Origin of the sequence: Anaerobacillus sp. CMMVII, assembly GCF_025377685.1 — a bacterium.
Lineage (GTDB): Bacteria > Bacillota > Bacilli > Bacillales > Anaerobacillaceae > Anaerobacillus.
The window spans coordinates 209,952-234,918 of record NZ_JACEHK010000006.1; the positions used below are offsets into that span (position 1 = coordinate 209,952).

Here is a 24,967-nt window from a genome sequence, read left to right on the forward strand (position 1 = left end):
TTCAGCGTATAAGCAAATAATCTACTATTCTTTATTGCTTTGCAAATGCTTTGGGACGACGCACGTACCACTTGCCTTAGTAACTAAAACAGGAGGATTAAGTACACGTGCCTTTGAAGGAACATTAACATCAACATTTCCTTCAATAACTTTATAAGCTTCAAAAGTCATTTTTCTAGATGTATTTCCGATACTTGTAATCACGCCTTTTGCCTCAATATAATCCCCTGCATACACAGGAGCTTTGAACTCAATTGAATCGTAAGCAACAAAAAGCCCCTCATCACCATCTAGCCTAATTAATAGTTCAGTTGCTACATCCCCAAATAGGGCCAGCATCCTTGCGCCATCAACCAAATCTCCTCCATAATGGGCATCTGCCTGACTCATTCTTAATCTAATTACTACTTCTTTACTCATTTCTTTTCCCCCTTAAGTTCATTTTTAAGTTCATCTCTCCAAATATCAAAAACTGGTATTGACTCATCCGTCAGATCCCTAAGAATTCCTTCTAGTTTTGCTTTCATTTGTTCTGCTGCAAATGAATAACCTTTAGGGGAGTAAGGATTATATGCAATTCCTTTGAGGTTAATTTTTTTCATAACATAAATCGCCCCCCCCTCTTTGTGTCCATCTTCTTACTGTAGAAGATGATACAAAGCTTTTTAATCCGTGCTGTAGTACGATATTCCAAGCTTTTTTATACTTAAGCAACCTCGTTAACATTTGCTCAGTTAAAATACCAGGTATAATCATCCAATCTATTTCATCAGAATAATGTTCATCAAATGTGTGAAGAAAAACAGACGGGTATTCAATCCATGTATTTTTTCTCTTTATGAGAATTATTTCGTTATTTTTCATTAAAGCATCATTTATTTCCTTATTTTCTATAGTAGGATAAAAAAACGGATACAGCCTTTCATAGACCAAACTCCAAAATGTTGCTTCTTGTTGACTTAAGCTTGCCCCAATAGTCAAATAGGTCTGATTTGTTAGATAAGGATTAGCACTAGACAAACGGTCATAAGCACCATCAATTAAAATTTCGTTAACGTGATAGCTTTTAAATGCTTTTATGACATCTAATAGGTTATCGACGATAGGAATGCCAATGATCTTTACACTTCCAGATGAAACGGCTTCAGCTACGTAAATTTTTCCTGCTGATGTTGATAAATGTAACCCTTCTAGTATTCTCCATTTGGCTGACCCTGACTTTAAGCCTTCATTTGTTGTTGCAACAATTGTTCCTTCTGGAATAAAAATTTCTGGTTTTTCATGTCCAGTCCATACATCTCGTTTTTCACCATCTACTCCAATGCTTGTTAGTCCAATTTTTTTCTGATGAATATTTGTATGGACATTTATTAGGTGATTTAACAGTGTTGTTTTGCCAGCATTTTTAGATAAACCTATGACACTAGTAGCCTTACACATATGTTTCCTTTCCCATTCTTTTTATCATTTTCAACCATATTTTTCTTCGAATAAGCTTCTTAACGGTTGGGATTCTCTAATTATGTTTAATGCAATATCAGCATGATCCTTTGTATAACCATTACCAATAATCATCTCTACATCTTTTCCTACTCCTTCAGCGCCTAGTGCTGCCTTTGTGAAGCTTGTGGCCATACTAAAAAAGTATATTTTCCCGCCATCTTTTGTGATAAGAATGGAAGTCATCTCAGTATTAGCAACATTTACACAATTAATTGTGATATGAGCAAGTGCTCCAGACGTTGCTGTTTCAACAATCTTTAACGTTTGGATTGGATCAGCTGCATCAGCTTGATAAATGTCATCGATTAGCTTAAGCTTTCTAATATTGTCCAAGCCTGTCTGACTATACTCTAAAGCAATGACCTTTCCTGTTGGTCCCACCTGCTTTTTGGCTTGATATAAAGCTAATAGACCTGATTTTCCACCTGCTCCTAGGACTACTACCGTTTGTCCTTCTTGAACCATTCTTTCCGTTTGTGCAGGTGCTCCAGCAACGTCAAGGACAGCTAAAGCTAAATTTCTTTCGAGATCATTTGGTAGTTTCGTATAAATTCCGCTAGCAAAAAGTATCGCTTTTCCCTTTATAAAAACTTGACCTGTTTCTTCGTTAATTTTCGTTATTTCTTCTATTCTTAACGGGGTTAAAGATAGTGACACTAATGTCGCGACTTTATCTCCTACTCGTAATCCTTGACCATTTGCAGGATGTTTCTCGCCAATTTTCTCTACTTTCCCAATTAGCATTCCACCTGAACCAGTCACAGGATTATGTAATTTTCCACGACTCTGAACAATCTCCAAAATTGTTTCCTTTAATTTTCTACTATCGCCTTTTGCTTCTCCCTTCATTTGATGAAATGAGGCTGAATCTATATTTAACACTTCTACGTCAATTAACAGTTCGTTATCGTAAAGCTTCATACAATTATCAATTTTCCATGCCGGCTGTGGCAAGCTATCCTTTGGTTCTATTGAACGGTGAATCCCGTAACGATGCCCTTTATTCATCAATTAAACCTCACTTTCTATTGAAATTATTTCCATTATTACTTGATGAAATTTAAACTTCATATAAGAGAGTGAGCCCCGTTGAAAGGACTCACTTAGTTCTTATAAAAGTAAGCACTTACACATTTTTTATATCAAAAATATTCTTATAGGGGGCACTCATTAACTCTTCATAGGTAATTTCGTTTCTGCCTTTAGGCAACTCTCTTGCGTACAAAGCCATGTCTATATCATGATTCATCTCATCTGTTAGATAAGATCCGCAATCAACGCATACTAGTGCAGGAATTTGTAAAATATGCACGGCATCTTTCCCGTCTGGCAAAATCCAATAGCAGTCTTTTGTTCCTTGGTCCACATTCATGTTACTGCACCACATGCACTGCATCTGCAATCCTCCTTACAACTAATATTATGAAGTCTCTAGGTTTTCTTTCCTTTTTTTCTCTTGTGACTTAATCAATTTTTCCTTCATTTGGTCACGTTTGTCGCGACGCTCTTTTAAAGTAGTGTGATTTTCAGATGCTTGATAAGCTTCCCGTTTTTCCTTTCTTCGTAAACCTTCTGGAACAAGGTTAAATTTTTCATCGTTTAATAAGGCGGATATCCCTACGGCTTTTTCTTCCTTATTACCATAAACTTCATTAAAATATGCGTCAGCTTTGCCCGGTACATAATTTTTCGGTTCCGGATAGGATGTTATGACACCTTCAAAGTTGCGTAAGACAACTTTGTCAGGGCTTTGAGAAATTAAATAGTTAGGTTGGAGAGCAATTTTTCCACCTCCACCAGGTGCATCAACAACGAATGCAGGGACTGCATAGCCCGAAGTATGCCCTCGTAACCCTTCAATGATCTCTAACCCTTTTGATACAGGGGCACGGAAATGACCAATTCCTTCTGATAAATCACATTGATAAATATAATAAGGGCGAACGCGTATACGTACTAAATCGTGCATCAATTTCTTCATAATTGCGACGCTATCGTTAATACCCGCAAGGATAACCGCTTGATTTCCGAGAGGAACTCCAGCCATAGATAACATGTCACAGGCTTTCTTTGCTTCCTCGGTAATCTCCAAGGAATGGTTGAAGTGAGTATTTAACCAAACAGGATGGTACTTTTTTAAGATGTTGCAAAGATTTTCAGTAATTCGTTGTGGAAAAACAACAGGTGCTCTTGTACCAATCCGAATAATTTCAACATGAGGGATCGCTCTTAGGTTTTTAAAATGTATTCTAAGATAGTGTCATTAATAAGTAAGCCATCACCACCAGAGATTAATACATCACGAACTTCTGGGGCATTACGAATGTATTCAATGGCTGCATCTAATTGTTTTTTGGGTACTCCCATTCCTACTTGGCCAGAAAACCGTCGTCGTGTACAGTAACGACAATACATGGAGCATTGGTTTGTAACTAAAAATAATACTCTGTCTGGATATCGATGGGTTAATCCCGGTACAGGGGAATCTTCATCTTCAAATAATGGGTCTTCAAGGTCGTATTTCGTTTTATGGATTTCTGCAGATAAAGGGACAGACTGCAGGCGAATTGGGCAACGAGGATCATCAGGATTCATTAATGATGCGTAGTATGGCGTAATATTTAAGGGAATAGTTTGAGTCGAAATTCTAACCCCTTCTTCTTCATCTGGTGTTAAATTGACGACCTTTTTCAAATCGTCTAATGTACGAATTGTATTGGTCAATTGCCACATCCAATCGTTCCATTTTTCCTCTGGAACGTCTTTCCATAAATCAATTTCTGTGTAATGCCGTCTAAATTTTTTCCCCTCGGTGTTCATAGTGTAGCCTCCTCGGCGCATTTTTTTTTAGATGGTATGCGAAAGTATCGAAAGATTGGCGATGAGCACTGGTTTTCGGATACTTACCTAGAGAAATGCAAAAACCATGCCAAAACAAAAAAGGCTAGATAGCAACATAAAAAATGGTAAAACGCAAAAAAATGGCAGCAATGATAATCATTTGCTGCCATTTTTTTTGCACTCTTATTATTTATCTTTTTTGAAGGTTGTTTTCGTAAACTTTATTGCTTTTAGGTCGTCTTTTGAGAATAAATAAGCTTTTTGGGACAAATTCATTTGTCCCGATGGCTTATTTATTCTCAAAAGCTTCACGCAAAGCGTGAAGAACCAAGCATTCGCTTGGTTACGACCCAAAAGCTATTAGCAACAATTTTTTAGAAAAGAGCATTCTTGAAAGACTGTCCCATTTACGTAAGCTGTCTTTTAATCTCATATTTATTTAATTTATATTGCAGTGCTTGCCGTTTTAATCCTAACGCTTTCGCAGTTTTACTAATGTTGCCTTCGTTTTCATTGAAAACTTGGATAATCATTTCTCTTTCAAATTCTTCCATGATGGTTGGGAGATTAATATTCCCTTGTTGAGGTTTAAATCTGGTTGGTTCCGTAACCGCTGTAGCTGATTGGTAAATATGAGCTGGTAAATGCCTTTTTTCAAGGGTATCATCGCCAATATCAATCACATTAAAAGCTGATTCAACGGCATGGCTTAATTCACGAATGTTCCCTGGCCAGTCGTACTGATGTAAAATATGTAGTGCTTCATCGCTGATTGAACGGACATTTGAGCTAAACTCATTGCTGAGCTTCTTCATAAAGTAGTTAACTAATAAAAGAATGTCAGATTTCCGCTCTTGAAGCGTTGGGAGTTGAATACGTACGACGTTTAAACGGTAATATAAATCAGTGCGCAAAATTTTTTGCTCCAAAGCTGTTAGAGGGTCGATATTCATCGCTGTAATTACTCGAACATTCATCTCTTTTTCAACGTCTCCACCAAGTCGACGAACTTTGCCGTCCTGAAGAACACGCAGTAATTTTGCTTGCAACTGTAGGTCTAGACTATTTAATTCATCTAAAAATAGTGTTCCCATGTGAGCTTGCTCAAAAATACCAGCCCGGTCAATAGCTCCAGTAAACGCTCCTTTAGTGGTTCCAAATAGTAAACCTTCCATTAATTCTTTCGGTACCGCAGCACAATTTAAAGCGATAAACGGTTCTTCTCGTCTGATACTAGCATTATGAATACTTTGTGCTACTAATTCTTTACCTGTACCAGTGGCTCCGCAAATCAACACTGGAGATAGTGACCTTGCTGCTTTTTTTGCAATTGTAATCGCTTTTTGGAAGTTTTCACTACTTCCTATTAAATCACTAAATTGAAAATCTGCTGAGCCTTTTGAGGTTCGTCTTTTCTTTTTCGTCTCAAATAGCTCTTTTCGTAGTTCAAGAGTTTGATCATACATTCGAACGATTCTCGTGATATCCTTTGCTGTTTCAACTGCTCCGATAATTTCAGTTCCTTCGTATAATGGATATGTACTATTAATCGTTGTAATCTGCTTCCCTTGCAAATTAACGTAGGTTTGCATAGCATCTACTGTTTCGATGCCTCTTTTAGTGCAGAGTTTAATGTACTAGTTTCCCCGGTTAATGAGGGATAAAGGTGGAAGATTGTTTTTCCAATTACCTTTTCACGCTCCATCCCATCAATATCAGCCATAGTTTGATTATAAAAAACGGTCATTCCGTTCTTGTCAACCACATGAACACCAACATGAACCATGTTTAGCACCCATTCATAATGTTTCGACCACTCCATCTTATCTTCCCTCCCTGCCCTTTTTTCGGCTAGGACACTCTAAAAATCTGGTTATCTATTATATATGAGTGCTTCACATAGTATTATACCGCTTCAGCCTTACCATTAGTAGAATTAGACTTTAACTTTCTTTCTACATAAAGAACAACAACTAAAAACGCTAAGCCACCGATAAAACGAAACGCAGATGAGATACTCATAGCAATATTCATTCCGTATAGCTCTAAAAATAAAACACCAAGTTGAGGAGCAATAAAACCAATACCTGCAATGACAACATTATAGCTGGCTAAATAAGACGTGCGTTCATTTTCAGGTGATACTTTTAATAACTGGTTAAATAGCAGCATCGATATTCCTGCCACAAAAATTCCTGACCATAAGTTCACGAGTGTTAGGTAGACGAGATTGGTAGATAGGATCGTTAATAATGGTAATGTTGACATACCAAGAGCTGCAACAAAGAGCATCACACTGTTACCTTTCTTGTCAGCATATCTTCCCCACCATTTATAGCTAGCAATCTGTGAAACTTGGTTTGCGACGGTAAATAAACTGATCCAAAAGGCTGTGGCATGCGCATCATTAATTTGGTAAATATTAAAAAGTGGCCAAGCCATTTGCCAACCAAAGTTAAATAATAGAGCACAAATTAAAAATAAAAATAGGGTTTGTGTTTAATCATTTTCATTAAGATGCTAAAATCAAATTTCTTCTCATTCCCTGTCTTTTTCGGAATAATTCGGCGATGCTCGATATGCTTCATTAGATAATAAACTTCGAGCACACCAAATAAAAAGCCTAGTGTAAAAAGATTTGATAAGGACCTGCAGCACTCACGTCAAACATATTTAAGATGACCCCAACCGAAAAGGTCGTTATCATCCCAACGATCGTTAAGATTCGATTTCGTTCACTAAAAAATTGCCCTCTTCGTTCATCCGGTATGAGATCACCAATAAAGGATTGCCAAGATAAAGTCGCTAATGCCGTCGGAAAATTCATTAAGGCAATTATTACAACTAAAATCCAGGCCTGATTAGTAAATTGAATAAATGGGATAAAAACTAGTAATAACAAGAAAAACCGGGCCATTAAAACGGTAATTGCGGTAAATTTCTTTTTTGCTTCTAATCGATTTATCCAAATTGCACCTGGAATCATCGCAAGGATACTCATTAATGAAGGTAAGGAACTAATCAATCCAACTTGTTGATTACTCGCTCCTAAACTTGGATTGCAAATAATGGAATAAAACCTGTAACTAAACTCATAGCTATGAGCGAAAATGCACCATTCCATATACTGTTACGTTCATTTGATTTAATTGTCTCTGGTAGGTAAAACATACCTCTTTCATCTTCCTTCTATGTTTAGTCACTCGAAATGTTATAGAAGGAGTTTACTCCTCTTTTTAGGAACTTTCAATCTTTTTTTTTACAGAGGTAAATTATAGGTGCAACACTAGAAAAGGCGGGGCATACGCTAAAAGAAAAACATTGAATGAGAGGTTTTAGATGTATTATTATCCGTATCGGTCTGTACCTGTGTTTTATCACACTTCCCCAATTCCATATTACCCTTATCCAAATCCTTATCAATTTGACCCCTATAAGCTAGATCTTCCCAAAATTACAGCACCAGTTCAACGCTGCCGAAAAAAGTGTTTATCATTAGGATATCGTCCTGGAACTTTTGAATGGCAATATTGTATGCATGGATGTTCGAGTTTACTAGGCTCTTTGTTGGATGATCCACAGTTTGTCGAGGATATGATGGAGTAGTAACTTTTAAGTAATCGGCCTTGTATGGTGCAGAATTTTATCATTTTAGCCAGAAGATCCCCACTTCAAATTTTAGTTAGAAAATTAAGTGGTGGGTAGTTCACACTAATTAGGAGATTTGGGCTTTTTCGTCTATGCGACCGATTTTTACAGTTATTGGTCACATAGATTTCTCCTATGTGGGAATAACAGTCGCTTAGCCCCTTATAAACATTAGCTTTTAGGTCGTAACCAAGCGAATGCTTGGTTCTTCACGCTTTGAGTGAAGCTTTTGAGAATAAATAAGCCATTGGGACAAATAAATTTGTCCCAAAAAGCTTATTTATTCTTAAAAGACGACCTAAAAAGCAACAAAGTTTACGAAAACAGCCTTTTTTAAACAGATATTTCCTACATTCCTATCCGCATCTTCACCATTATTCCGTGATCGCTTCTTCTTTTTCCTCTCCATTGGGGAATACTCGATAGTTATATACTTTTGAGTCCTCCTCGTTAAAGTAAATGATCGAGTACGAACTTACCTTATTTTCAGAATCCCAGCTAATAAATAATTGAACGTTTATTGTACCTAGCTTCAAGCCATCTAGATCGCCAAAATCATATTCATCATCAGGGGATTCGTACTCGGAATTTGTTCCAAGATCAAATCGCCAAAGTATGCTATCGTCATAAGAGCTTTTACTTTTGTATACTCACTCCCTAATAGACTTTCAATTTCTATTTCTGTTAAGCCGATATCCATTTTTTCCTTTATTCTAACGACGTCTAATATATCCTCTTGTGGGTCTTCTACTTTGGCCGTTTGGTCACTACAAGCTATCAAAGATCCAAGAAATAATAGTAATAAAGTTAGCATAATAATATTTTTCATGTTTTATCCTCCATTATTCAGTTTTAAGCGGTAAATCCCCACGAAAAGAATGACAATTCCTATTATGATTAATATTGGAAACATGATCATCATCAGAGCAATTGATGCAAATCCACTGCCTTCTCTCACTCCGTATAATGTTGAAAAAATCCAGGTAAGGAAAGGAGCAATTGCAAAAATCGTACATATTCCCCAAACAATGTATTTTCGATGTTTGTACATACCGAAACTTAAGATAAAACTTATACTAACTGACACTACTAAAACAGCAGATGCAACAAGTAAAGACATCTAACCCTCTCCTTTTCTTATTAATAATCGGGGAAATTACTTTTGAAACAAAAACATAAGTTCTGTCTTTTCGCCAACTTTTTCGAAGCCGCATTTTTTGTACATTTCCTTTGCCGTATCTGTTTGTTCAGTAATTAAGTATGCATAATCTATTCCTTCATTGAATGCCTTTGCTACTAAATGTTTAAGAACAGATGTTCCAAAGCCTTTTTTTTGGTAATCTTCGAGGATATTAAAGTCTTCTAACTTCACAATTTCATTAAATGGCATATATTCAATATTCCCTATCGGTATTCCTTCGCTATAACAAACAAATAGTTGAACTGCTTTCTCGAGATCGTTGTAAGCCAAAGCTTTCCTTATTATCCTCCGCTCAGCAAAGTCAAGTCCCATTCCATCCGTGTTTGCCTGGATATCTACACGTATGCCATCTTCTATTACCTTTTTTGTGTCTGCATTTAAAATTGAACAATTAGGATTGCCGCCGATATTTTCGTGATTCACTGTGTTAATCCACATGAAATCATATATACACACTTCAGGTTTTATCGATAATTTTTCTAACAGGTCTTCACTGATTGGATAAGGAGTCTCAATTCGAAAAAATCCTTTGTCTTTTGTTTCCTGATTTCTAAGCTCATTTTCAATGTATTCAACTAAGCCTTTAGCGGATTGATAAAAGACGTAATTGTGAGTGTACATGTCGGGTATAGCCTCATCAATAAATAATAGTGCATGATCAGTCTCGATTACTTTTGAGAAATTCTTTACATATTCGACTTCCATTTGCATTAGCTTATCCATTATGTTTTCCATGGTTTATCCTCAACTTTCTTGACAGTTATTTAGCCGTTTCAAGAATTTGTTTTCTTTCGATCTCAATTTGCTTTAATTCGATCTCACGTTTATTTTGTTGTTCTAAAAGCTGTCTGAGAAGTCGATCAACTGTAGCTTTTGTTGATTCAACTTGTTTGATTGAGTCAGTAATTTTTCCATGGACGACCCAGTCAACAATTAGACCATCGAAAAAGTAATCAGCAAATGTTAACATCCCGCTGAATTGAAGATCTATATGATCGTGATTGATCACGTCCTTTAATTCCTCCTGAAAAAGACGTAAACGTGTTTGCGCTTGATGTACATAATTTTTTGCATCATCGATATGGCCGTGTTTAATAGCTGTTGAAATCATTCCGCCACCAATCATATCCCAGGTTGACCAGTTTCTAGCTTTATCTAATGACGTTAATGCAGTTGAAAGAGCTAAAGACGTACTATTTCCAGCAACAATCGCTTCCTGATATTCTTTTAATGAAGCTTTTAAATCCGCTTGCTTATCGGACAACTCATATAGTTGGTCACTCCAAATAGATGCTTCATCGTGAATAAGCTTTTCTTTCTCGATTAAAAGTAGTTGATAGTCTCGATCTGCATGTCTAACAGATTCAAGTTGTGATGAGAGAACGGCAATTTCCTCCTCCACTTCCTTCATTGTTTCTAGTGCTTCTTCGTACTTTAATTCTGCTGCTAGTACCTCTTGTTGTTCCTTATCTAGTTTTTCTAGCTTTTTACCGATAATTGTATAAAAAATATTCGACAATGAGACTCTCTCTAATTTATCGACATCTTTCTTCTCTTTCATTAGTTGACTCTTTAAAGTCTCCGCCTTTCGCTTTTCTTCCTGTAGGTAATTCTTTGCCCTTGTCAGGTGTTCTTCGTACTTACGTTTTTTCCATTGTCTTTCTTTAATTTCCTCAAGGTCTTTATTTAAGTCAGTAAACATTATGATCACTCCCTATCTTATATTGAACGAACTAACAAATGTTTTCTTGTGTGATATTTCGTATTTGGATTGTGTCGATCATGTAGGTTTTCAACTCCTAAATTATTTGTACGATTATCCAATTATGAAGTTTCGTTTTTCTTCCAAACTTACTCCCGTTCATCTAGTAATAAAAGCATGATTTTGATATCTAAAAGTGAGTTCTACTCTATAATTGGTTTAAAACCATTCAAATGATTTAGTCAAATTTTCCACATGGATATCGTTTCCATCTCTATTAACCTATCTCTTTTCGAACCATTGAATATGGGTGAAACTTTAAATGAAATCTTTGCTTGTAAGTCTCATAATCATGCAATCTTCATACTCCCCGTTATGTAGTTCATGTTTCGGAAGTACTTTAACTTTTCTAAAACCACATTTTTCATAGCTTCTTATTGCTCTTGTGTTTTTTATTTGTGGGTCTATATATATGTCTGTAGCTTTTTTTTCTGTAAATAGATAGTGAATTAATTGTTTTAATGCCAGCGTTCCTAGACCTTTATTCCAAAATTTTGTTTCTCCAATAAAAATATCTAGACCGTACTCATGACCATTCTTGTTAGCTTCATAGTGCTCTATATCTGTAACTTGTAGCTGATAATATTGTAAGTAGCCGATCGGAGTATTCAGATATTCAATCATGCATGGAGTAACATAATGCTCGCCTCTTATCCGTGGTTGATATTTTTGGATAATCTTTTCAAGGGTAAAATTAGAATTTATTCCCTCATAGTAAGTTAGTACTTCTGAATTAGTCAGCCACTTGAATAATAAGGTGAAATCGTCATGATTATCTTTCATTCTACGAATTGCAATTTGATGCATTTCTATGAACATTTTATCCCCCAGTCTCATCCTCTTGTTTGGCGTTGTAAGGTGGTTCGATGTACCAAAAATGAGCCCTAAAACCATCCAATTTAAATGTTAACATAAAATTCCAAAAATAGAGAGTGAAACTGAACTATAAAAATTAGCAAACAAAAAACGCTTCAAATGAGCGTCTTTAAATTGTAAATGTGTTTAATTTTTTTCACTTCTATATTCTAAAATATCACCCGGTTGGCAGTCTAAGGCCTTACAGATAGCCTCTAAGGTCGACAATCGAAGGGCCTTCGCCTTTCCATTTTTGAGTATTGAAAAATTGGCCATCGTAATGCCAACTCTCTCCGATAGTTCTGTTACACTCATTTTTCTTTTTGCTAGCATCACATCAATATTAATGATTATAGCCACGGTATCACCTCAGACTGTTAAATCGTTTTCTAATTTTATCTTTAATGCACTTTTCAATAGTTCCTGAAGAATAGCAGCAAAGAGTGAAATGGTAAAAGCCGTAAAACGATGGCTATCCCTACAATGGCAATTCCCGGATGCAAAGCATTCTGTGAGATAAGTAGAATAAATCCTATCACGTACAAGAGTGTGATTGTTACTGCATAGTTTCTAATCTTATTTAACGTAGTAACTGCTAATTCTGAGAAGGCATTTTCTGTTTTTATATAACTTAAAAGCGTGAACTACCCGCCACTTAAATTCTAACGAATTTTGAAGTGGGGGCTTCTCGAATAATAGGTGCTTTTACTAGCCACCCAAATTGACCGAGCTATCCCCGTTGAACCAGCGGTTCGAAATTATAATCAACTAGGCTACTTTCGTTTCTGAAAGTAGTCTTTTTCCTTCGTTTTCAATATTTTTTGCAGCATTTTCGTCACGGTCAGATTCATGACCACAAGAACACTTATATATTCTTTCTGAAAGTGATAGTTGTTCTTTGACTTCGCCACATCTTGAACACGTCTTTGAAGAAGGGAACCATTTATCAATCTTGATAAATGCCTTCCCTCGGTCCTCAAATTTGTACTTTAAGAATGTAGTGAACATACCCCAACCGTTATCTAGCACGCTTTTCCCAAATTTTAGAGCCTTTGACATGCCCTTCATATTAAGGTCTTCAACAACAACGGCATCGTAATTATTAGCTAAAGCATAACTCTTTTTATGAAGAAAATCACGACGTTGATTGGCGGTTTTTTCTTGTAGTTTCGCTATTTTCTTCTTTTGTTTATACCAACGATTGGAGCCCTTTTTCCGGCGTGACAAAACACGCTGTTCTTTGGCTAATTTTTCGAGAGATTGACGATAGAAGCGAGGGTAATTGGCTCTCTCACCATCACTTGTCACGTACATATCAGTCATTGAAAAATCCAAACCAACAACGTTTTTCGGTTCGACTTTTTCGACAGTTTCTTCAAATTCAGTCAGAACTGATGCATAGACCTTTCCAGAACCAGTCATCAAAATTGTTACAGATTTTAATTGGTGTGTTACTGGTATTTCTCTGTGTTGTTTAAGTTTGACCCATTTCATTTTAGGTAACTTGATATGACCATCCAAAATTTCAATATTCCCGTTCACAACATTAGTTGTATACGTTTGTTTATGTTTTTTGCTTTTGAATTTTGGAAACTTTGCATTTTTTTGAAGAAAGATTTATAGGCTTTGTCTAAGTTCATTTGAGCGTTTGCCAAAGAAAGGCTATCCACTTCTTTCAAAAATGGATATTCCTTTTTGTATTTAGCTGGCGTAGGATGTTTATGCTTCAATAATTCATCCTTCTTCTCTTTGAACTGTTCGTAGGTTTCGATTCTATCATTCAGCATTTTGTTGTACACAAAACGTACGCAACCAAAGGTTTTCTTCAATAGAGCCAACTGCTCTTCTGTTGGAAATAATCGAAATTTGAATGCTTTGTTCTTTTTAGCCATATCAAGCCACCTCCAAACGTATGTTCTAAGGTTTATTTTATCAAAACTATGTCTAGTTGTCTTTGTTTTTGCTTTTTCTTTTCCAAAACAAATAAAAAAAAAGAGCCATTCATCTCCCACCTACCGCTAACGCGATTGAGGAAGGAGAATTCTGGCTATAAGTTGTTAAAAAATGCATTGTTTGTTTTAATGACAAAAAAGATTTCCAGTCGATAAAAATTACCGAAATCGTCAATCTAGCCGATTGTAATCGAGGAACATTTTATGCTCATTATGAGACAAAAGAGGAACTAGTAACTGAAATGGTAGATGAGATGATCGCAGGGTTAGTAAATGCTTTTCAAACTCCTTATAAAAATGTGAACTACATTGATCTACATTCACTCTCCCCATCGACAATAGCTATATTTGACTACATACTAGAGAATGCCGAGTTCTATAAACTAATGCTAAACTCCAATATTTTACCAGGCTTTCAAGAAAAAATATTGGAGACAATCATAAGTTTATTAAAAACTGATATGGTATTTCAACAAAATCAAGAGTGTCTAAACGTTAAGATTGAACATTTTATTACCTACCGAGCTTACGGGATTTTTGGTTTAATTTTAGAGTGGGTGAAAAGCGATTTTGAAGAATCTCCTATCATGATGGCCGAACAGCTAATTCAAATATTTAACTTTCATACGCCAGTTGTATTAATCAATAAATAACACCACAATTGTTTTGGAGCGTAACCAAGGATTTCGCTACGCTCCAAAAAGGAAATTTTTAGGGTGAACCTAGTATAATTAATCACTGGCACCTATCGTTTTCTAATACAACCACTTAACTGGTTATTTATCAATGATTAGATAGCGATTGACCTTACCAGATTTTCTTGAGAGTTATAAGAAGCAGCGTGGATATCAATTCTAACGGTAAAAGTTGTGCCTACCCCACGTTCACTAGTAACCTGTATTGTTCCCCCCATATCCTCAATTAGCATGTAACACATCGGTAGACCTAGTCCTGTCCCAGAAGACTTTGTAGTAAAATAAAGCTTTCCAAGTTTTGACAGTGTATTCTGATCCATTCCAAACCCTGTATCAGTAAAGATAATCTCAACTATATTTTCTTCTTTATAGTAAATAGTTTTGATGGATAGTAATCCTCCATCAGGCATTGCTTCAAAAGCATTTTTGATTAAATTAATAAATACCTGCTTTAATTTACTTCCATAAGCAAAAAAAGGAGGAATGGTTGTATCTCGGTAATTTTGGATCGTTACTTTATTAAACGAATTTTGCCCGTCGTATAATAATATTATATCGTCTAAAATTTTATTAACATTTGTAAGTTCGTACTGATTATCTCCATTTGGTTTCGCCATATTCATCAAATCAGTGACGATCCCATTGATACGATCTATTTCATGAAGAATAATTTTATAGTATTTGTTCTCTGAAAAGATCTGGTCTTGGTTAGTATCTAATAATTGAATAAAACCTCGTATAGTAGTTAATGGGTTGCGAATTTCATGAGCAAAGCTCGCTGATAGCTCACCAATAACTTTAAGTTTTTCTGAACGTGCTATTTCATTTTCCATAATTTTTATTTCTGTTAGATCCTTAAGAACAATTAAAACCTCTGATCCCTCTTTTGAAGCAATATTAGGTAGTTCTCGTAAATTTACACAAAGTAGCTTGTCTTATCGTCAATTGAATATTGAAATTCATTATAAAGATCTATTGGTCCTTCAATCATGCTCTTAATCAAATTTGATTGATCAAAAAAGCATTGATCGTTGGATATCGTTCCATTACTTCGAAGATATCTTTGTGTATGATATTTTCCTTACTAACTCCAAAAATGGCTTCACACGTTTTATTAAAAGTTGTAATTACCATTGTTTGTTTATTGATTGCGATTATCCCATTATCAGTGGTTTCTAGAATTAACGTAGATTTTTTATGTTCTTCTTCACGATCTTGGACTTTTTTAATCATATAATTGAATTTCTCACTTAATTTATTAATCTCTCTGTAGGAATTTACTTCAATGTGCTTAAGCTTGTTTCCGACTGCCACATCAGATGTAGCAGAGATTAATTTTTCTATCGGAACGATGATATAACTCGAAAGCTTAACAATAGCAAATGTTGTAATAATCAACGAAATTCCAAAAATAAAAAAATACTGATAGAGAAGACTTTTTAGTGGTGAAAAAAACTCTGTCTCGGAAACCGACACTCCTAAATACCAATTATGGTCAAATGAGGTGCTTGTATTTATCTTTGAAAATGCACTTACTTCCTGATCATCTTCGTTAAAACATAGTCGTTTCTCTTTTACCATTTCATTAACATGTTGTATTTCAATGCTTTTCCTTACCAAATAATTCTCAAGGAAGTTACTATTATTTTCAGGGTGGGCAATGATTGCTCCTTCTTCGTTAAAAAGAAAAGCATAACTATTAATCCCAACCCTACTCTGCAAATTTGAATGTTCGAAAATTCTACGCCATAGTTCTTCAATTTGAAAGGCTGGACTAATTATACCAATGATATTCTCGTCTTCATCTGTTACTACTGCTGCCATGACTAAGATCGGTTTATTTAAAACAGGCGTATGATAGACATCAGAAAAATAGACACCACGTTCTTTGGTTTTAAGAAACCATCCCCTTTCACTAAAATCATTACCGACTACTACGCCATCTAGCATGTCTACGGTAACGATACCATCTACGTTTACAAAGATAACGTCATTAAAATAAGGGAAATGTTTGGTAAATTGAGTAAATTCATTTTTAATATCCTCTGCACTTGAATTTGGATCTTTAATAATTGGATTTTCCGCTAAATATCGTACTTCGTTTGTTAAATCACGGATTAAATCGTCTACATTAATGCTAAACCATCAGAAAACATAAAAAAAGATTTTTCAAGTTGCTTTGTCATAACTTCTTTTTGCGACTGATAGGAAATAAAACCAATTAAAAAAGTGATGAAAATGTTGTCAATAAAAAGAGAAATAATAATTTCGAGCGAAGAGTTTTAAACATTTTATCTACCTACTCACTATGAAAATATAAGACTTTTAAAACTTATCATAGGATTAGGAAGAATTTTTGTCGCAATTTGGCGTCCAATGGATAGTTCACGAAATCGTCAATGTTTTTTTACATATTATAGAAAATTTGGTTTATGGTGGTCGTTTGGTAGATCCAGAAAGAAGCGATCTAAAAAAAGAAGATTAGCACGCCATAGCGAACTAACCTTTCTTAGAAAAATATTAATTATATTTTTTAAATGCTAATGTAGCATTATGTCCACCAAACCCTAAGGAATTGGACAATACGACGTTGACATCGGCTTGTCTTGCTTGGTTTGGAACATAATCTAAATCTAACTCTTCGTCAGGTGTGTGATACCCAATAGTAGCAGGAATTACCCCTTCTTTGATGGCTAGCAATGAAAAAATGGCTTCAATAGCACCGGCTGCTCCTAATAAATGTCCTGTCATTGACTTGGTTGAGCTAACGGCTAATTTATAGGCATGATCACCAAACACTTCTTTAATCGCTTTGGTTTCATATAAATCATTGTAATGAGTACTAGTACCATGAGCATTGATGTAATCGACTTCTTTGGCGTAATACCAGCATCTTGCATAGCTAGTTTCATAGCTCTTTGCCCGCCTTCGCCGTTTGGTGCAGGAGTTGTAATATGATAAGCATCACCTGTTGCTCCGTAGCCTACTAATTCTCCATAAATCTTAGCGCCACGAGCCAACGCGTGTTCTAATTCCTCTAAAATAATAATTCCTGCCCCTTCAGCGATAACAAAGCCATCGCGATTTTTATCGAAAGGACGACTAGCTGTTTTTGGATCTGGATTTGTTGATAAGGCAGTCATATTTGAAAAGCCAGCGATAGTCATTTCGGTAATCGCTGATTCTGTTCCACCGGTAATCATTAGATCCATTTCGCCATTTTGAATCGTTCGAAATGCATCCCCGATTGAATTTGCTCCTGATGCACATGCAGTCACTGAGCAGTTGTTAATTCCTTTTGCTCCAAGTTCAATTGACACTCTTCCGGATGCCATGTCTGGAATGAGCATTGGGATGATAAATGGGCTTACGCGCTTCGGTCCTTTTTCTAAAAACTTTTTATGCTGCTCTTCAAAGGCATCTAATCCGCCAATACCTGAGCCAATCCAAACCCCAATACGTTCGGCAGCAACATCTTGTCCAACTGTTACCCCAGCATCTGAAATAGCCATCTTACTTGCAGCAATCGCTAATTGAGTATAGCGTCCCATTCTCCTAGCTTCTTTTCCATCCATAAATGCTTCAGGTTTAAAGTCTTTAATTTCTGCTGCTACTTTTACCGTAAATCTTTCTGAATCGATACGAGTAAGTGGTCCAATTCCAGAAACACTATTCTTAATATTTTCCCATGTAGTTGAAGCATCATTTCCAACTGGTGTTACGGCTCCTATACCTGTGACAACAACTCTTTTTTTCATTTTTTTATTCTCCCCTCGGTAAAATTTATGTCCCCCATCGTAAACAAATCGAACCCCATGTTAAGCCGCCACCAAAACCAACCATGACAATGACATCACCATCGTTTATTTTTCCATTTTCAATTTCTGAAAATAAGGCTAAAGGGATTGAAGCCGCGGAGGTATTTCCATGTTTTGTAACGGTTGTTGATACTTTCGTTTTATCTAAACCAAGCTTTGTTCTGGCAGCATCAATAATCCGGATGTTCGCTTGGTGTGGTACAAGAAAATCAACATCGTCAGTCGTTAAGCCTGCTTTGGTGACGACTGACAAACTCGATTCAGGCATTTGTCTTACAGCAAATTTGAATACTTCTCTACCATTCATCGTCACGAAATTTGTTTTATTGTCTACTAATAGGTGCTTACCACCTTTACCATCCGCTCCGATCTCAAAAGCTAGGATTCCTCGCCCTTTTGAAACCTCGCTTAAGATCACGGCACCAGCGCCATCTCCGAATAAAACGGACGTATTTCGATCTGTCCAATCAATGATTTTTGAGAACTTTTCACTACCAATGACTAAAACATTTTTGTATGTATTGGAATCAATAAATTGCTTACCAGTCACAACAGCATAAACAAATCCTGAGCACGCTGCACTTAGATCCATCGCTGGGATATTTGGAATACCCAATCCCTCTTGGACCATACAAGCGACAGAAGGAAATACATAATCTGGTGTTGCAGTTGCAACTATTATTAAGTCAATGTCACTTGCAGTTAGTGAAGCATTTTTTAATGCGTTTTTGGCTGCGATAATTGCCATATCCGATGTATCAGTACCTTCTGGTGCAATTCGGCGTTCTTCGATTCCAGTTCTTGATTTTATCCATTCATCATTTGTGTCCATTAAAGCTTCTAAATCGCAATTAGCCACAACATTTTGTGGAACATATGAGCCAACTCCAATTATACCTACACATTTCATTTCATCACCTTTGCTTTCGTTTATGACTAGGTCATAACATCTACCCTATATATTACCGTAAACAGATCTGAAAAAAAAGTACAATTAAAAAAGTAGAATTTATCAACATGAGGACACTATACTTCTCAACCAAACTTGAGGGTGTTGCATGAATTTAATAGGTAATATTGGTGCAAATACCGATTACAAAATGGAACGCGACAGACTCCTGTAAATAAAAAATCACAGCAATAGATTTATCTACAGCTGCGATCTTTTTATTACGCTCTTTTCTATAGGCTCTTTTCGTAAACATTGTGGCTTTTTAACGTAAAATAATTGGAAAAAATTCCTTAGATGAAGATATCACTCAATAAATTGAGTAAGAAAAGAGCGCTACTTGCTAAATATGTTGTGAAATCTTAGTATTTTTACGAAAGCAACAAACTTTGCGAAAAGACCTTTCTAAAAGATTGTTGCTTTAGCTTTTAGGTCGTAACCAAGCGAATGCTTGGTTCTTCACGCTTTGCGTGAAGCTTTTGAGAATAAATAGCCATTGGGATAAATAAATTTGTCCCAAGAAGCTTACTTATTCTCAAAAGACGACCTAAAAGCAACTTAGTTTACGAAAACAGTCTTTTAGTTTGCTACTATTTCGACTGTGGTTTGAAGTGGTAGATTTTGATAAAGCCATTGAATATCGGCATTGTGCATCCTTATACAGCCTAGACTTGCATAACTCCCAATTGAAGAAGGATTATTGGTACCATGAATCCCGTAGGTATAGCCTTTTGTACCAGGAACATTTAAGCCTAGCCAATGACTTCCAAGTGGATTGCGTGCATCACCGCCAGGAATATTTTGAGGATTATACCAGGGTTTTTCAACCTTATTTACGATGTTAAAGGTCCCTTCAGGTGTAAGCGTGAGGTCTTTTCCTGTAGCGATTGGAAATGTCCTTAACGTCTCATTGTTGCGATAAACCGTAAGTGTATTTTTCCCTTATTAATCAAAACCCGATAGGTTTCGTTTTTGTCTACCTTTACGATTAATAGATTAGGAATTTGTAAAGTCATCCCAATTTTAATATCAGATGCTGGGTCTTTAATTCCGTTATATATAGCAAGTTGCTCTTGAAAACTACCACTTTGGTAATAATTCATCGTAATACTAAATAGTGTCTCACCTTGTTTCACTTCATGAAAAGCAAGGATTAGTGGATCTGGAAGGTTTAGTTTCATTCCCACTTGTAGATCAGTTGCCGGGTTTGTAATTCCATTAAATTCAGCAACCTTTGCTTGATAGCTACTATTAAGATAGTATCTCATCGTGATGCTGAACAATGTTTCGTTTGTTTGGACTTCATGATTTATCACTTTATTTGCACTCGGTTTTATTGATGGAGTTTCGATTGTTATATCTTGTACAGGCTCTGATTGATCAGGAGCAATGACTTGCTGCTGAGGAACATCATTTTTCACAATTTTCGGACTTGCCGCTTGCTCTAATTCTGCTTTCAAATTTTGAACTGAAATTGGTTGTTTTTCGATACGACGATCAGTGGCTTCTTTTACTTCTGACAACGGTTCTGGCTTTTCTTCGCTTGCTTCTTCAATCATCGATTCAGTTTTTTTCTCGATCGTTTCTTCGATCGCTTGATTTTGAAGAGAAGCTAATAATTCCCCCTTCTGTCTGATTTTGATCTATATGTGAGGCTGTCTCATCCAAGATGGTATTACTAGGACTCATGGAGGCAATTAGGTCGCTTGAAAAACTCCTAAACTAAAAACGACGAGGAGTAATAGAGAAACGGGCAAAATAAATTGATTCTTTCTTACTTTCTTCTTTTTCTGCGTGGTGTGTATCCCTGATGTGAAATCTCTTGCTTAGCCACCTTTGCTTCACCCTTTCTGTTAATCTACTATTATGCACATAGTAGCAATTATTTCACATTTATCCATTAATTTCTGCAGTTTTTGACAAATAGGACTTTAAATCAATAAAACACACCAAAATCTCTATAGTAATCTAGTGTTTTTGTATGAAATTCCACCTATTTTTACTGGTGTTCGAGAGGGACTTTTGTCATAAGATAATAGTTAATATAAATAAAACTAACGAGGTGATTAGTTTTATTACTGAATTAACGAAGTGCAATCGTTGAACAAGCTGTTGCTGCTGTTATGGTACTATGTAGCAGAAGAGTTGAATAACAGTATCGAAGAAAGGAGGAAGAATATTGGAGTTTACAGACTTGGTTAAAGAGTTAGGTTATAATATTTCCTTTGAGAGTATATCTGAGCCAAGAACGAAAGGTGTAGCGTTAAGAGTTATCGTGAACAGAAGTAAGGATGCATCTGATTTACTCATCTTCCCCCATCCTGATAGTAAGGTAACAACCTTTAAAATTGATTTTCCAAATTATATTACATATTCAGTAGTATATGATGATTATACTGTTTGGAACGATGAACAAATATTTGAAGGTGAGTCATTTCGGATCTATAAAAAGTCTAGTTATCTTGATTATGTCCAAAAGGAGTTTAGGTTGCAGGAAAAGAATGTAAAACACTATTCATTAGCTTGTTTTGAACATCATATTGACATAATCTCTGAACACGAACCCATAATTACTGAAATTTTATTGTGATATATTAAAATATGGAGAAAAGGCATGTAGAATTTTTTGCGTGACCTTTTTTTCATTTTTTAGGAGATTAAGACTCACGCGTAAAACTATTATTTGAGACTGTATTTTACATTTTTTAGGCGATTACAGGTCGTAACACTCTTATTTGAGACTGTATTTTACAATTTTTAGGTAATCAGTGGTCGTAAAACTCTTATACGAGACTGTATTTTACAATTTTTAGGTAATCAGTGGTCGTAAAACTCTTATACGAGACTATTTTTTACATTTTTTAGGTGATTAAGGGTCGCAAAACCCTTTTATGAGACTATTTTTTACATTTTTTAGGCGATCAAGGGTCGCGAAATTCTTATACGAGACTATTTTTTACATTTTTTAGGTGATTAAGGGTCGCAAAACCCTTTTACGAGACTATTTTTTACATTTTAGGTGATTAAGGGTCGCAAAACTCTTATTTGAGACTGTTTTTTACAATTTTTAGGTAATCAGTGGTCGTAAAACTCTTATACGAGACTGATTTTTACATTTTTTAGGTGATTAAGGGTCACAAAACTCTTATACGAGACCGTTTTTTTACATTTTTTAGGCGATCGAGGGTCGTAAAACTCTTATACGAGACTGTTTTTACTTTTTTAGGTGATTAAGGGTGGTAAAACTCTACTAGCGTTGATTCAACAAGGCAAGAAAATATAAGTAAAAACGCACAGATATAAAAATCTGTGCATTTTTTGTATGCTAATTTCTTTGTTTTAGTTTGGAATTGGAATGCTACATTCCAGGTTATTTCACCCGTGAATTCCCATTTTCCCTCTTAAAACTGAACCCGTTAATGTGAGGTATTGTTTTCCTAAGATCCAAAACGTTTTCGATAACCGCATTTTCTACATAATTCTTCAACGGCTTCTCTTCTAGAAATCCATGATATAAATTGTTTGCTCGCTCACCTTCGACTATTTCTGAAAAGGGAGTATCATAGATGTTTCCTAAATTAATAACCCCTTCTCCATCAAGGCAACAAGGAACGACGGTTCCATTTGTTAAAATCGCCGCTTGGCTTCGTAAGGCATGACAAAATCCTTTCCCGTCATCTTCTTCTTCATGTAAAGCCGGCCATTTAAATTCGTGGTCTTGATTGATATATATTCGATCTGCTATCTTTACTCCGCTACCTGGAACAACTTTTTCTTCAATTTGGTAGTCTAAATTAAACTCTTTTTCAATAATTTCTAACGCTTCTCGATTTCTATTTTTTCAAGGTTGGTTGCATTATCTTGGTCTAAATTCCATAAGCGTAAAGACACGATCATTTTACTATTAGCTACAGCCTCTTTGGCAAACTCGAGAACAGAAGTAATGTATTGGATTCTATTCGTTGACCCAGGGTGACCATCAAAGCTATGCAAAGAAAAATTCATTTGTCTTAATGCAGGCTTTAAAAATATTTTATGTTTTGCTTTCTTTAATAACGTTCCATTTGTTGTGATGTTTACTTTAAAACCTTTTTCATGGCTTATGTCTAAAAGCTGATCAATTTTTGGATGTAAAAGTGGTTCCCCTTTAACATGCAATAGATATATTTTGTATGTGGTCTTATTTGCTCTAGTATATCTGTAAACTGTTCAACAGAAATAAATTGTTTAGCACGTTCTGTAGGAGGGCAAAAACTACAAGCAAGATTGCAAATGCTCGTAATTTCAACATATACCTTTTTAAAAGTTTTCATGAGAAGTTGTTCTCCTTGCTGATTGATTTCATACTATTGGATGATACCTTATTAGTTAGATAAATAAAAGTGATAACTATTGGTAGGTTAGGTATAGCTAAGTTGTCAAAAAACTCTGGTAATAGCTGTTGAACTATTTGACCAAAAAATATTTTAGTTCCTCTTCTTGAAAGGTATCAAAAAAGCATGAGATTTTCTCCCATGCTTACTTTTCACATTTAATAATATGGCGAAATTAAAACATAAACTAGTACCCCAGTGATCGCTACATATAACCATAGCGGCATTGTCCAGCGGGCAATTTTTCTGTGTTTTTCATCCTGACGGTTTAAGCCTCGGGCTAAGGTTGTTAACGCAAGTGGAACAATCGCAGCAGCTAAGACAATATGCGTAATTAAGATGAAGTAATAAATGGATTTTAGGATTCCTTCCCCACCAAAGGTTGTCGCTTCAGACAAGGCATGATGTCCAACATATGTGATTAAAAACAGTGCAGTTGTCGTAAATGCCGCATAAATAAATTTGGTATGCAAGGCAATGTTTCTTTTTTTAATCGCCCACAAGGCAGCAACTAAAAAAATGAATGTAAAAGAATTTAAAATAGCATTGATTAAAGGTAGGATTTTCACATCAAAACCTGGGTCAATTTCAAGTCTTGGCATTCCAGATAAAATAATAACAAGCCCGTTAATAATGATCGTTAAAATAATAATAGCTGGCGTATAATTTCGAACTTTTCTTTCCACTTGATAACCTCCAAAATCTAATTTACTTTTTGATCATACTATTTGTGAGACCGAAAAATCAAACAAGGTGACTTTTAATTCAAGTTCTAACCTCATATATTTCGACAGCGTTATAAGCGGGGATGTGACAAAGGAAGTCAAAGGTTTCGACAATGGTTAAAAGAACTTAATAGATAAGCTATCAGAAAATGTAATTTTTCGAATAATAGCGTAAGAAAAACAAAATCTCTGTTTGTTTAAAGAAGAGTTCATGTTTTTCTATATGACACTAGAATAGACATTAAAGGAGTTTTGCAAAATGAGAACACAACGTAGAAATGATTGGAAGAAGCATTGGAAAAAGTACAAGCACCTTTATAAAGGGAACCGTATTGAACGGAGAAACAAATGGCGAGTCAAATGGGACGACCGCTATAAGGCCAGTTAATATATATAATCACTTCAAATAAAAGCTAGGAGATGCTTCTAGCTTTTTAATCCTTTTCAATTTCAATTCTTGGATTATTTTCTTTCTCTGCATCAACTGGCACGTATCCATAGCCCGTTTCACTAATTTCGATGTTATGTGGATCTTCTTTCTTATTGTTTATACTTTCATAAAACGGATCTTTATTCATGCTCACACCTCATTCATTTGTATTTCCTTATTCATTATCCCAAAACGCTTTTGTAATATACTTTTGG

The 24,967-nt window shown here is 35.6% G+C and carries 26 protein-coding genes and 5 pseudogenes; 4 read left to right on the forward strand and 27 right to left on the reverse strand.

The features are described 5' to 3' along the window. Positions 1–24 precede the first annotated feature (24 nt). The 10 genes and pseudogenes from kal to H1D32_RS10265 form a co-directional block, all read right to left on the reverse strand. Complete coding sequence (kal, locus tag H1D32_RS10220; protein ID WP_261178177.1) at positions 25–420, reverse strand: 3-aminobutyryl-CoA ammonia lyase; 396 nt, start codon at positions 418–420, stop codon at positions 25–27. Next, complete coding sequence (locus H1D32_RS10225) at positions 417–602, reverse strand: hypothetical protein (RefSeq protein ID WP_261178178.1); 186 nt, start codon at positions 600–602, stop codon at positions 417–419. The genes kal and H1D32_RS10225 overlap by 4 nt, the downstream gene beginning before the upstream one ends. After that, positions 589–1,440: a lysine 5,6-aminomutase reactivase subunit KamB gene (kamB, locus tag H1D32_RS10230; protein ID WP_261178179.1), complete on the reverse strand. Its 852-nt coding sequence runs from the start codon at positions 1,438–1,440 to the stop codon at positions 589–591. Before kamB ends, H1D32_RS10225 begins: the two co-directional genes overlap by 14 nt. 30 nt (positions 1,441–1,470) lie before the next feature. Beyond that, complete coding sequence (kdd, locus tag H1D32_RS10235) at positions 1,471–2,511, reverse strand: L-erythro-3,5-diaminohexanoate dehydrogenase (protein ID WP_261178180.1); 1,041 nt, start codon at positions 2,509–2,511, stop codon at positions 1,471–1,473. A gap of 118 nt (positions 2,512–2,629) precedes the next feature. Continuing rightward, positions 2,630–2,899: a YokU family protein gene (locus H1D32_RS10240; RefSeq protein WP_261178181.1), complete on the reverse strand. Its 270-nt coding sequence runs from the start codon at positions 2,897–2,899 to the stop codon at positions 2,630–2,632. Between the two features lie 24 nt (positions 2,900–2,923). Further along, positions 2,924–4,323: pseudogene (kamA, locus tag H1D32_RS10245) on the reverse strand (lysine 2,3-aminomutase). 428 nt (positions 4,324–4,751) lie between these two features. Beyond that, positions 4,752–5,936, reverse strand: coding sequence for a sigma-54 interaction domain-containing protein (locus H1D32_RS10250; RefSeq protein ID WP_261178182.1), 1,185 nt, complete (start codon positions 5,934–5,936; stop codon positions 4,752–4,754). Between the two features lie 5 nt (positions 5,937–5,941). After that, positions 5,942–6,166, reverse strand: a complete 225-nt coding sequence (locus H1D32_RS10255) for a PAS domain-containing protein (protein ID WP_261178183.1) — start codon at positions 6,164–6,166, stop codon at positions 5,942–5,944. 83 nt (positions 6,167–6,249) lie between these two features. Next, positions 6,250–6,819, reverse strand: a complete 570-nt coding sequence (locus H1D32_RS10260; protein WP_261178258.1) for an MFS transporter — start codon at positions 6,817–6,819, stop codon at positions 6,250–6,252. 148 nt (positions 6,820–6,967) lie between these two features. Beyond that, positions 6,968–7,468, reverse strand: a complete 501-nt coding sequence (locus H1D32_RS10265; RefSeq protein WP_261178184.1) for an MFS transporter — start codon at positions 7,466–7,468, stop codon at positions 6,968–6,970. A gap of 215 nt (positions 7,469–7,683) precedes the next feature. Here H1D32_RS10265 and H1D32_RS10270 point away from each other — a divergent pair, with 215 nt between their 5' ends. Next, on the forward strand, positions 7,684–7,950 hold the full coding sequence (locus H1D32_RS10270; RefSeq protein ID WP_261178185.1) for a hypothetical protein: 267 nt from the start codon (positions 7,684–7,686) through the stop codon (positions 7,948–7,950). 583 nt (positions 7,951–8,533) lie between these two features. On the opposite strand, the gene H1D32_RS10275 is transcribed toward H1D32_RS10270, so the two are convergent. From H1D32_RS10275 to H1D32_RS10305, 8 genes and pseudogenes are all read right to left on the reverse strand, one after another. Next, the gene (locus H1D32_RS10275; protein WP_261178186.1) at positions 8,534–8,821 is read right to left on the reverse strand and encodes a hypothetical protein; all 288 of its coding nucleotides are present in this window, start codon (positions 8,819–8,821) and stop codon (positions 8,534–8,536) included. A 3-nt stretch (positions 8,822–8,824) separates the two neighbouring features. Beyond that, positions 8,825–9,112, reverse strand: coding sequence for a hypothetical protein (locus H1D32_RS10280; protein ID WP_261178187.1), 288 nt, complete (start codon positions 9,110–9,112; stop codon positions 8,825–8,827). A 36-nt stretch (positions 9,113–9,148) separates the two neighbouring features. Next, entirely contained in the window at positions 9,149–9,928 is a 780-nt protein-coding gene (locus H1D32_RS10285) for a GNAT family N-acetyltransferase (RefSeq protein ID WP_261178188.1), read from the reverse strand. Positions 9,929–9,953: 25 nt separating this feature from the next. Then, on the reverse strand, positions 9,954–10,895 hold the full coding sequence (locus tag H1D32_RS10290; RefSeq protein WP_261178189.1) for a hypothetical protein: 942 nt from the start codon (positions 10,893–10,895) through the stop codon (positions 9,954–9,956). A gap of 318 nt (positions 10,896–11,213) precedes the next feature. After that, positions 11,214–11,774: a GNAT family N-acetyltransferase gene (locus H1D32_RS10295; protein WP_261178190.1), complete on the reverse strand. Its 561-nt coding sequence runs from the start codon at positions 11,772–11,774 to the stop codon at positions 11,214–11,216. Positions 11,775–11,957: 183 nt separating this feature from the next. Further along, positions 11,958–12,170: a helix-turn-helix domain-containing protein gene (locus H1D32_RS10300; RefSeq protein WP_261178192.1), complete on the reverse strand. Its 213-nt coding sequence runs from the start codon at positions 12,168–12,170 to the stop codon at positions 11,958–11,960. Positions 12,171–12,179: 9 nt separating this feature from the next. Beyond that, positions 12,180–12,442 (reverse strand): annotated as a pseudogene (locus H1D32_RS25380) (DUF2975 domain-containing protein); the annotation flags it as partial. A 136-nt stretch (positions 12,443–12,578) separates the two neighbouring features. After that, positions 12,579–13,702: pseudogene (locus H1D32_RS10305) on the reverse strand (RNA-guided endonuclease TnpB family protein). Between the two features lie 302 nt (positions 13,703–14,004). On the opposite strand from H1D32_RS10305, the gene H1D32_RS10310 reads away from it, so the two are divergent. Continuing rightward, positions 14,005–14,415 carry a TetR-like C-terminal domain-containing protein gene (locus tag H1D32_RS10310; RefSeq protein WP_261178193.1) on the forward strand — a complete coding sequence of 137 codons (411 nt, stop codon included), beginning with the start codon at positions 14,005–14,007 and terminating at the stop codon, positions 14,413–14,415. A gap of 137 nt (positions 14,416–14,552) precedes the next feature. On the opposite strand, the gene H1D32_RS10315 is transcribed toward H1D32_RS10310, so the two are convergent. The 6 genes and pseudogenes from H1D32_RS10315 to H1D32_RS10340 all read right to left on the reverse strand — a co-directional run bounded on the left by H1D32_RS10315 (position 14,553) and on the right by H1D32_RS10340 (position 20,783). Next, positions 14,553–15,290 (reverse strand): ATP-binding protein, encoded by a 738-nt coding sequence (locus H1D32_RS10315; protein WP_261178194.1) that lies wholly within the window; start codon positions 15,288–15,290, stop codon positions 14,553–14,555. Between the two features lie 166 nt (positions 15,291–15,456). Beyond that, positions 15,457–16,593, reverse strand: coding sequence for a sensor histidine kinase (locus tag H1D32_RS10320; protein WP_261178259.1), 1,137 nt, complete (start codon positions 16,591–16,593; stop codon positions 15,457–15,459). A gap of 384 nt (positions 16,594–16,977) precedes the next feature. Then, positions 16,978–18,215 (reverse strand): annotated as a pseudogene (fabF, locus tag H1D32_RS10325) (beta-ketoacyl-ACP synthase II). A 25-nt stretch (positions 18,216–18,240) separates the two neighbouring features. Then, the gene (locus H1D32_RS10330) at positions 18,241–19,185 is read right to left on the reverse strand and encodes a beta-ketoacyl-ACP synthase III (protein WP_261178195.1); all 945 of its coding nucleotides are present in this window, start codon (positions 19,183–19,185) and stop codon (positions 18,241–18,243) included. A gap of 618 nt (positions 19,186–19,803) precedes the next feature. Beyond that, positions 19,804–20,112: a L,D-transpeptidase gene (locus H1D32_RS10335; RefSeq protein WP_261178260.1), complete on the reverse strand. Its 309-nt coding sequence runs from the start codon at positions 20,110–20,112 to the stop codon at positions 19,804–19,806. Positions 20,113–20,123: 11 nt separating this feature from the next. Beyond that, complete coding sequence (locus H1D32_RS10340) at positions 20,124–20,783, reverse strand: LysM peptidoglycan-binding domain-containing protein (protein WP_261178197.1); 660 nt, start codon at positions 20,781–20,783, stop codon at positions 20,124–20,126. Positions 20,784–21,403: 620 nt separating this feature from the next. Here H1D32_RS10340 and H1D32_RS10345 point away from each other — a divergent pair. Next, positions 21,404–21,814, forward strand: a complete 411-nt coding sequence (locus tag H1D32_RS10345) for a hypothetical protein (protein WP_261178198.1) — start codon at positions 21,404–21,406, stop codon at positions 21,812–21,814. An 847-nt stretch (positions 21,815–22,661) separates the two neighbouring features. On the opposite strand, the pseudogene H1D32_RS10350 reads toward H1D32_RS10345, so the two are convergent. Continuing rightward, positions 22,662–23,537 (reverse strand): annotated as a pseudogene (locus tag H1D32_RS10350) (radical SAM/SPASM domain-containing protein). A 218-nt stretch (positions 23,538–23,755) separates the two neighbouring features. Continuing rightward, on the reverse strand, positions 23,756–24,283 hold the full coding sequence (locus H1D32_RS10355; protein WP_261178200.1) for a DUF420 domain-containing protein: 528 nt from the start codon (positions 24,281–24,283) through the stop codon (positions 23,756–23,758). Between the two features lie 298 nt (positions 24,284–24,581). On the opposite strand from H1D32_RS10355, the gene H1D32_RS10360 reads away from it, so the two are divergent. Then, positions 24,582–24,710, forward strand: coding sequence for a hypothetical protein (locus H1D32_RS10360; RefSeq protein WP_261178201.1), 129 nt, complete (start codon positions 24,582–24,584; stop codon positions 24,708–24,710). Positions 24,711–24,756: 46 nt separating this feature from the next. On the opposite strand, the gene H1D32_RS10365 is transcribed toward H1D32_RS10360, so the two are convergent. After that, positions 24,757–24,900 (reverse strand): hypothetical protein, encoded by a 144-nt coding sequence (locus H1D32_RS10365; RefSeq protein ID WP_261178203.1) that lies wholly within the window; start codon positions 24,898–24,900, stop codon positions 24,757–24,759. Positions 24,901–24,967: the final 67 nt, after the last annotated feature.